Source organism: Roseibium aggregatum IAM 12614, assembly GCF_000168975.1.
Taxonomy (GTDB): domain Bacteria; phylum Pseudomonadota; class Alphaproteobacteria; order Rhizobiales; family Stappiaceae; genus Roseibium; species Roseibium aggregatum.
Map to the genome: position 1 here is coordinate 152,070 of NZ_AAUW01000019.1, position 7,192 is coordinate 159,261.

General features: G+C 60.8%; 6 protein-coding genes. 2 read left to right on the top strand and 4 right to left on the bottom strand.

Annotated elements, in window-relative coordinates; all coding sequences use genetic code 11:
* Window positions 1-113 precede the first annotated feature (113 nt).
* The 4 genes from SIAM614_RS23295 to SIAM614_RS23310 form a co-directional block, all read right to left on the bottom strand.
* Window positions 114-1,256: a DUF1513 domain-containing protein gene (locus SIAM614_RS23295; protein ID WP_006938399.1), complete on the bottom strand. Its 1,143-nt coding sequence runs from the start codon at window positions 1,254-1,256 to the stop codon at window positions 114-116.
* On the bottom strand, window positions 1,246-2,325 hold the full coding sequence (locus SIAM614_RS23300) for an imelysin family protein (RefSeq protein ID WP_006938401.1): 1,080 nt from the start codon (window positions 2,323-2,325) through the stop codon (window positions 1,246-1,248). Before SIAM614_RS23300 ends, SIAM614_RS23295 begins: the two co-directional genes overlap by 11 nt.
* The gene (locus SIAM614_RS23305; protein WP_006938402.1) at window positions 2,325-3,854 is read right to left on the bottom strand and encodes a di-heme oxidoreductase family protein; all 1,530 of its coding nucleotides are present in this window, start codon (window positions 3,852-3,854) and stop codon (window positions 2,325-2,327) included. Before SIAM614_RS23305 ends, SIAM614_RS23300 begins: the two co-directional genes overlap by 1 nt.
* Window positions 3,855-3,936: 82 nt before the next feature.
* Complete coding sequence (locus tag SIAM614_RS23310) at window positions 3,937-5,199, bottom strand: imelysin family protein (protein ID WP_006938403.1); 1,263 nt, start codon at window positions 5,197-5,199, stop codon at window positions 3,937-3,939.
* Between the two features lie 308 nt (window positions 5,200-5,507).
* Between SIAM614_RS23310 and SIAM614_RS23315 the strand changes: the two genes are divergently transcribed.
* Both SIAM614_RS23315 and SIAM614_RS23320 read left to right on the top strand, forming a co-directional pair.
* Complete coding sequence (locus SIAM614_RS23315) at window positions 5,508-5,984, top strand: tellurite resistance TerB family protein (protein ID WP_040440950.1); 477 nt, start codon at window positions 5,508-5,510, stop codon at window positions 5,982-5,984.
* Between the two features lie 94 nt (window positions 5,985-6,078).
* Window positions 6,079-6,834: a glutamine amidotransferase gene (locus tag SIAM614_RS23320; RefSeq protein WP_006938405.1), complete on the top strand. Its 756-nt coding sequence runs from the start codon at window positions 6,079-6,081 to the stop codon at window positions 6,832-6,834.
* The last annotated feature ends 358 nt before the right edge of the window (window positions 6,835-7,192 follow it).

Genomic DNA, 7,192 nt, shown 5'->3' on the forward strand with positions numbered 1-7,192 from the left:
GCCAGCCGATTTTGACAAAAGCAGGAAGTCTGCCGAATTTGCCGCCGATTGGCACCTTTCAGGCAGAAAACGGCATGAGCGCGTGCAAGGTTCCATCAGTCGTTGGCCCTGTCTCAGGACAGGGCGAACATGTGATTGTCCCAGGAAATCCCCGGCGGGCGAGCCAGGATTTCCGCCGGCTGGGCGGGGTCGCTCACAAGAGACAGCGCTCCGTTGCCGTCAGATATCAGGAAGCTGCCCTGATCGATCGGCGCAACGCCGCACCCGTCCGCAATCGCCTCGGCCCCCAGGAACACGCCCGTATCGGCTTTCCAGAACAACGTCTGACCACCTCTGGGCGCGGAGGTCGCAATCACGTCGCCGCTTGCGTTGGCGGTCACCGAGCCGATGTAGTTCTGAAGGCCTGACGCAATGCCGGTTGGAATTTCCGTCAGGATCGGCGCCTCATCTCTTGAGAAAATGCCGACCAGTGGCGGCTGGTCCGTCTCCGGGCCTTCGAACTGACCACCGACCCACGCGCGCCCTTGTCCATCCAGCGCCATGTGCCGGAGCGACAACTGGTGCAGGGAAGCGTCCAGAGCGTGGCCTGTATGGAGATCGCCGGTTTCCCTGTCCAGAAACACCACCGTTGGCGCCATGGTGTCGAGGTTGAGCTTCTCGCGCCCCTTGTCCGGATGGGTCATGATGCCGCCGTTGGCAACGACCAGCGTCCGTCCGTCCGGCGCCAGCAGGATGTCATGCGGTCCGATGCCGTGCGTTTCGATCTCGCCGATCCGCTGCACCTGGCGGCCGCTCATGTCGTAAACGCCCAGCACACCGCGCGCTGTGGCATAGTCATTTTCCACCGCATACAGCAGATTGCCATCAGCGGAAAAACAGCCGTGGCCGTAATAATGACGGCCAGGTTCCGCCGTCAGAACCTCCGGTGCCACATCCTGAAACGGCCGCACCACGACCGCGAATGTGCCGGGCCGGCGGGCAAAGGCCACAAACCGGCTTTTGTCCGGTGAAATCGCAACACCATGGCCGCGCCCCGGCAGCGTGATCCTGGCCAGAACCTGCCCGAGATCATCGACGACACCGACGCCATAGTCACCGTTTTCCAGCTTGTAGGCGCTCACGAACAGCGGCACGCCCTCAGCTGCCTCCCGGCTCAACAGGCTTTCCGCCAGCGTCGAACCGGAGAAGGCCGGCAAGGTGGCAAGGCCGCCGAGCGCCGCCAGAAATCCACGCCGGGAAAGAGGTTTAGTCCCCATCGAGCGCATTGAAGCCTCCTGCCAGGTTAAGCGCGCCGGCAAGTTCAAGAGCAATCGTGTCACGAAGCGATTTCAAGGTGATCGCCAGAACGGCGACCTTGTCATAGGCATCACCTTCCTCGAAGGACTGGCGCAGGGGCGGCTCCAGCGTCTCCAGAAGACCGACGGCATTGTCGAACTCGAAGTCGACCGCGTTATAGATCCAGGTGAAATCGTCCGGGGTCAGGTCCATGAGTTCCAGAGAGGCAAGGGCCTCCTGAACGCCGCGCATTTCGCCGCTGAGGTAAACCACGCTGTTGCCGGAACGCGAAAAGGGAAAGCGCGTTGCCTTGGCCTTGTCCCGGCCCGTTCCAAGTGCCGGAAGTACGTCCTGGTCGCGGGCGATGATCAAGCCCGTCACCAGCGCATTGAACACGCTTTCCAGCGCCTCCTTGGAGGTGTGAAACCGTTCGTTGCCGCCTTCGGCGGTCAGGAGCACAGCGCTGTATCCGTCCGGGTCCTGCCAGCCTTCCGCGATTTCCCCAGCCATCGCCGCAAGGTTTTCCGAAATCGCCAGCGCGTATCCGCAAGTGAAGGCCTTGTCGTCGCCCGCCTGTCCCAGCCGGACCGCGCTGTCCTTGTCGAAAGCCAGCAGTTCCAGCGCCGTCAGCCCCTGGACCGCAACGCTCTTGTCCTTGAGGGTGGTCGCCGACAGGGCGTCCTTGTCCTTAGAGGCCAGAACCTTGCGGATCTGGCGCTGCGTGATGCCGCGCGGATCGGGCAGAAAAGCCAGCCGGCTGAGGCGGTCGTTGTCGATCAGCGGGCCGAACCGCAGGAAATGAATATGCGCAAAGTCGCGCAGCGTTTCCGAATAGACCGTCTCGAACGTTTCCACCGACGCTGCGTCCCCGTTCGCGCAGACCGCGCGCACAGCAGCCGGAAGCTTTGCCGCAGTCTCTGCAAACGCGCTGGTTTGCGGCTTGATATAAGTTTCGATCAGATTGTCGAGCTTCGGTTCATAGTCCGTGGCAAACGCGGGCTGGACGGTGACAGCACCAACGGCAAGAACGGCGAAGAGCAAACGGCGCATCAAAGAGACTCCAGAAAACGTATCAGCGATTGCCTGTCAGAAGGCGAAAGCGCAACAACCGCGTCGCGCGCTTGTCTGGCCTCGCCATCGTGCCACAGCACCGCCTCCAGCAGGTTTCGCGCGCGGCCGTCATGCAGGAACCGCGTATGACTGTTGACGGTTTCGGTCAGGCCAATGCCCCACAGCGGCGGCGTGCGCCACTCCTGGTCACCGGCGTCACCCACCGGGCGGTTGTCGGCAAGGCCGTCTCCCATGTCATGTAACAGGAAATCCGAATAAGGCCAGATCAACTGAAACCGGTGCGCGGGATTTTCCGCCTTCCGGCTGGTCACGAACTTCGGCCGGTGACAGGCCGGACAGCCAACTTCGTAGAATACTTTCTTGCCCTTCAGCACGTCGGGATCATCCACGTCCCTGCGCATCGGTACGGCCAGGTTCTCGGAATAGAAGGTGACGAGATCCATCACCGGATCCGGAGCTTCCGAAACGCCGAGGTTCGCCTGTTCCCCATGCGGCAAGGCCCGGCAGGCGGCCTGCGCGTCTGTGCAGTCGCCGTAATTGTCCGGCATCTCCGGCGTGGAAATGCCGATGTCTCCGGAAAACGCAGCAGCGGACTGGGCACGGATCGAAGGCTTGGACGCCTTCCAGCCAAAACGGCCGAGCGTCAGCACACCGGTTTCAGGATCACGAACCCGGCTGACCTTGCCGGAAATGCCGTCTCCATCCTCGTCGTCGGGGTCTGCAAGGGCTTCAATGTCACCGGGGTGAATGGCCTGCACAAGGCCAAGGCCGATCATGGGCGGTGCCGCGCGGGGCGAAATCATGGTGTCCGGATGCATCTCGCCATAGCCGAGATCCCGGATCTTGTAGACGGGCTTCTGCAGCACGGCCGTTTCGCCGCCGGCAAGTGGCACCTCGATCTCTTCCACCTCGATGTCGAAGCGGCCTTCGCCTGGCAGGCCCGGCACGGCAAAGGTCTGGAACTGACCGCCATAGGTCGGCTCCGGCACAAGCATGATGTCGCGATCGGCCAGCGCCTGGCGCTGCTCGTCGGTTTGCGGCGGAATGGACAGGCGCAGGAACAGGGAAACGGCGTCTTCGCCTGGTAGCGGCGGCCGGCCCCGGCCGTCCTTCAGATGGCAGCCCTGACACGAGCGCGCGTTGTAGAGCGGCCCGAGGCCGTCGGAGGCCTGCGTCGAGGAAGGGGAAGACGCCCAGAGTTTCTTGAACAGGCCGTTGCCCACCTTGAAGGTGGCTTGTTCCTCGAAGGTCAGATTGGCGTTGGAGTGGGAATAGGCATCCCGGTTGATCCGCTTTCGGGAGGTTCCGGCCCCGCCTTGCATGAGCTCGAAGGCTTCGGCGGCTTCGAAATCGGCCGGTGGCTGCAGAACCCTTGCGGCCTTGAGCCGGTCTTTTGCCGATAAATCGTCGCGGTAAGACAGCGTATCGTCTGAAAGGGCTGCGCCTGCCGCGAGGCAGAAACACAAAAAGACGCCTGTCGTGGCGCCCGGTCTGGGGACCAGTCTCATATTCGCATCCTGACTGTGATCCGCGAGCCCCAATTCGCAGACAAGCTGTCAGGCGGCCGAAGCCGCCTGACGATTTGTTCGATTATTCGAAAACGGCGCCCGGATTGTCCAGGCTGTCGGACCCTTCGAATGCGATGTCATCGAGCTCGAGAACCTTCACCACACGTTCGATGGAGGCCGTCTGGTCGACCAGGGCGTCTACAGCTGCCTGGACGACGGCGTTGCCTTCCTCGTTGCCTTCGCCGATCATCTGGTCGTAGGCTTCACCGGCTTCGGCCCGCGCCTTCATGGCTTCGAAAGCCGCCAGCGTGGCGTCAAGTTTCGTCTTCATTTCCTCTGCCAGCGCCGGATCCTTTTCCGCCACCAGTTCGGCCAGGGACGCACCGGACACATCGTTGCCGACCGGGCTCTTGTAAGAGCCGAAATAGACGTTCCGGATACCGACCACGTCGTTGTAATGCGACATATGGGTGTTGTCGGAGAAGCAGTCATGCTCTTCTTCCGGATCGTGCAGCATCAGGCCAAGCTTGATGCGCTCGCCAGCCAGCTCGCCGTAGGAAAGAGAGCCCATGCCGGTCAGGATGGTGGCAAGCCCACCGGCCTCGCCCTTGCTCGCCAGTTCCTCGCGTGCAGCCCCGTCCGGAGCCCAGGCAGCAGCCATTTCTTCAAGATCGGAAATCAGCAGATCGGTTGCGGCCTGCAGATACTGGATGCGGCGTTCGCAGTTGCCGCCGGTGCAGTTGGCCGGATCGAAGTCCGTTGCCGGCCGCTTGCCCGCACCCGCATCGGTGCCGTTGAGGTCCTGCCCCCACAGCAGAAATTCGATGGCGTGGTAGCCGGTGGCCACATTCGTTTCCACTTCACCTGCTTCCTGCAGCGTATCAGCAAGAAGAGCCGGCGTGATTTCGGTGGCATCGATGGTTTCACCGCCCACCTTGAGCGACGGATTGGCAATCACGTTGGCGACGTAGAAGTCGTTTTCTTCCGATTCATCACCATAGGACGCGTCGACATAGTCGATCAGACCTTCATCGAGCGGCCAGGCATTCACCTTGCCTTCCCAGTCATCGACTATTGCATTGCCGAAACGGTAGGCCTCGGTCTGCTGATAGGGATCCCGCGCGTCCTTCCAGGCGGTGCGCGCCGCTTCCAGGTTCGCCTCGGTCGGCTCGGCTACCAGCTTGTCGATGGCTGTCTTGAGCGTCTTGGCCGTTGCCAGAGAGTCCGCATATTTTGCCTGTGCGATGTCGCCGTAGGTCGACAGAATGTCGGAAGGGGCCGCGGCCAATGCCGGCGTGACGAAAAGGGCGGAAGCGGCCAGAAGGCCGAGCTTGAAGGTATTCATAGATCCATCCCGTAAACTGTGCCGCCCCTGGTGCGCATGGACCTTCCCTGGGCGAAACCTGAATGATTTTGCGACGTGTAACCACGTCCTACAAGGAGAGGGAAAACATTTCATGAGGCTGAAAGTCAAGTTATAATTCCAAAAAAATCAATAGTTTAGAACAGTTCCAAAAAGTTGACTTGGAAATGCCGGTTTATCTCCCCATGTCCGGAGACCGAAAGCCGACAACAACCCTTTGATGGAAAAGAGGGAATGGTATAGCAATAAAACAGGCCTGTTTGGGGGGCCAGGCAACAGGAATGACTGACATGCTCAATGCGCTGAAAAGTTTTGTCCGGGAACTCACCTTTGGCGACAGCGGAGAAAAGACCTTCGCCGAAGATGACAAGCGTCTGGCCGCCGCGGCCCTGCTGTTTCACCTGATCGACATCGACGGCGTGATCGAGGAAAGCGAAAGCTCGAAGCTGCGCGAGATCCTGCGCAACCACTATGACCTTTCCGAAAAGGAGACGACCGAGCTGATTGCCGCTGCCAAGCAGCGCGACGAGGAAGCGGTCGACCTTTACGGCTTCACCTCGGTGCTCAAGCGCACCACAGATGAAGAGGAACGTCTCGCCATCGTGGAGATGATGTGGGAAATCGTCTATGCCGACGGCCACGTCCATGAGTTTGAGGACAACACCATCTGGCGGGTCGCCGAACTTCTGGGTGTCTCCACGCGCGACCGGATGAACTTGCGTCACAAGGTTGCCCAGACGGCGCCGGAAACCGAAGAAGGCGACTGAACGCCCACGCGATAATCAGGCCGGGCGCGTATTTATGCAGGATGACGCGGCAACGGGACTCGATTTTCGTGCCGACCTCCCTCATATTAAGTCCATGCTTTTTCAGTCCGATCCCGTGAAGAACCGACCGAAAGTCCTGATCGTCCTGCATCAGGAGCATTCCTCGCCCGGACGGGTGGGTCTTGAGCTTGTAAAGCGCGGCTTCGCGCTCGACATCCGCAAGCCTCGGTTCGGCGACCTTCTGCCCGACACAATGGAAAGCCATGCCGGCGCCGTGGTCTTCGGCGGCCCGATGAGCGCCAACGACCCTGACGCATTCATTCAGAAGGAAATCGACTGGATCGGTGTTCCGCTTGCGGAGGAAAAACCCTTTCTCGGCATCTGCCTTGGCGCTCAGATGATGGTCAGACATATGGGCGGCACGGTCACCAGCCACCATGAAAGCCTGGTGGAGATCGGCTATTATCCGCTGAAGCCGACCGATGCCGGCAAATCCCTGATGGACTGGCCTAAGAAGGTCTATCAATGGCACCGGGAAGGGTTCGACCTGCCCCGCGGCGCCGATCTTCTGGCCTCCGGGCCCACCTACCCCAATCAGGCGATCCGTGTCGGTTCCTGTGCATACGGCATCCAGTTTCACCCGGAACTGACCCACCAGATGATGGTCCGCTGGACGACCAAAGGCGCACCGCGCATGGAACTGCCCGGCGCACAGAAACGCCGCGACCATTTCGCCGGTCGCTTCGTGTACGATCCCGCCGTCCGGAAATGGCTCGACCGCTTCCTTGACCTCTGGATCGGCACAGCCGCCGCCCCGGTTCGCCATGATTTGATGAAGGCCGCGGAATAACCGGCATTTCAGACCCAAGGCCCGGCAAGAGATTGCTTTAACGCAGTCTGGAGCCCCTTTTCCACCGTCACTCCGGACAAGGAAGGCGCAGCCGAACACAGATCCGGAACCCAGACATATGCCGCGCTGAAAGCGCGTCAATTTTCCAATTACAATCGTTGCCGAATTCGAGACGCCAGCGCTTCCCGCCATTGTCATCCTCGCGAAAGCGGGGACCCAGGATTGCCTCACAGCCTGCTATAAGATCGCAAACGCCCGGGAATACTGGATCCCAGGTCTGCGCTACGCTTCGCCTGGGAAGACAATCTTTAGTCTGGAGGCCGTTAAAAAGGCGCGCCAAGACAGGCCTTTAACTCGG

What these genes read in the sequence shown, in the direction of transcription:
- SIAM614_RS23295 (WP_006938399.1), bottom strand. Translation starts at nt 1,256, where the DNA reads ATGGGGACTAAACCTCTTTCCCGGCGTGGATTTCTGGCGGCGCTCGGC.
- SIAM614_RS23300 (WP_006938401.1), bottom strand. Translation starts at nt 2,325, where the DNA reads ATGCGCCGTTTGCTCTTCGCCGTTCTTGCCGTTGGTGCTGTCACCGTC.
- SIAM614_RS23305 (WP_006938402.1), bottom strand. Translation starts at nt 3,854, where the DNA reads ATGAGACTGGTCCCCAGACCGGGCGCCACGACAGGCGTCTTTTTGTGT.
- SIAM614_RS23310 (WP_006938403.1), bottom strand. Translation starts at nt 5,199, where the DNA reads ATGAATACCTTCAAGCTCGGCCTTCTGGCCGCTTCCGCCCTTTTCGTC.
- SIAM614_RS23315 (WP_040440950.1), top strand. Translation starts at nt 5,508, where the DNA reads ATGCTCAATGCGCTGAAAAGTTTTGTCCGGGAACTCACCTTTGGCGAC.
- SIAM614_RS23320 (WP_006938405.1), top strand. Translation starts at nt 6,079, where the DNA reads ATGCTTTTTCAGTCCGATCCCGTGAAGAACCGACCGAAAGTCCTGATC.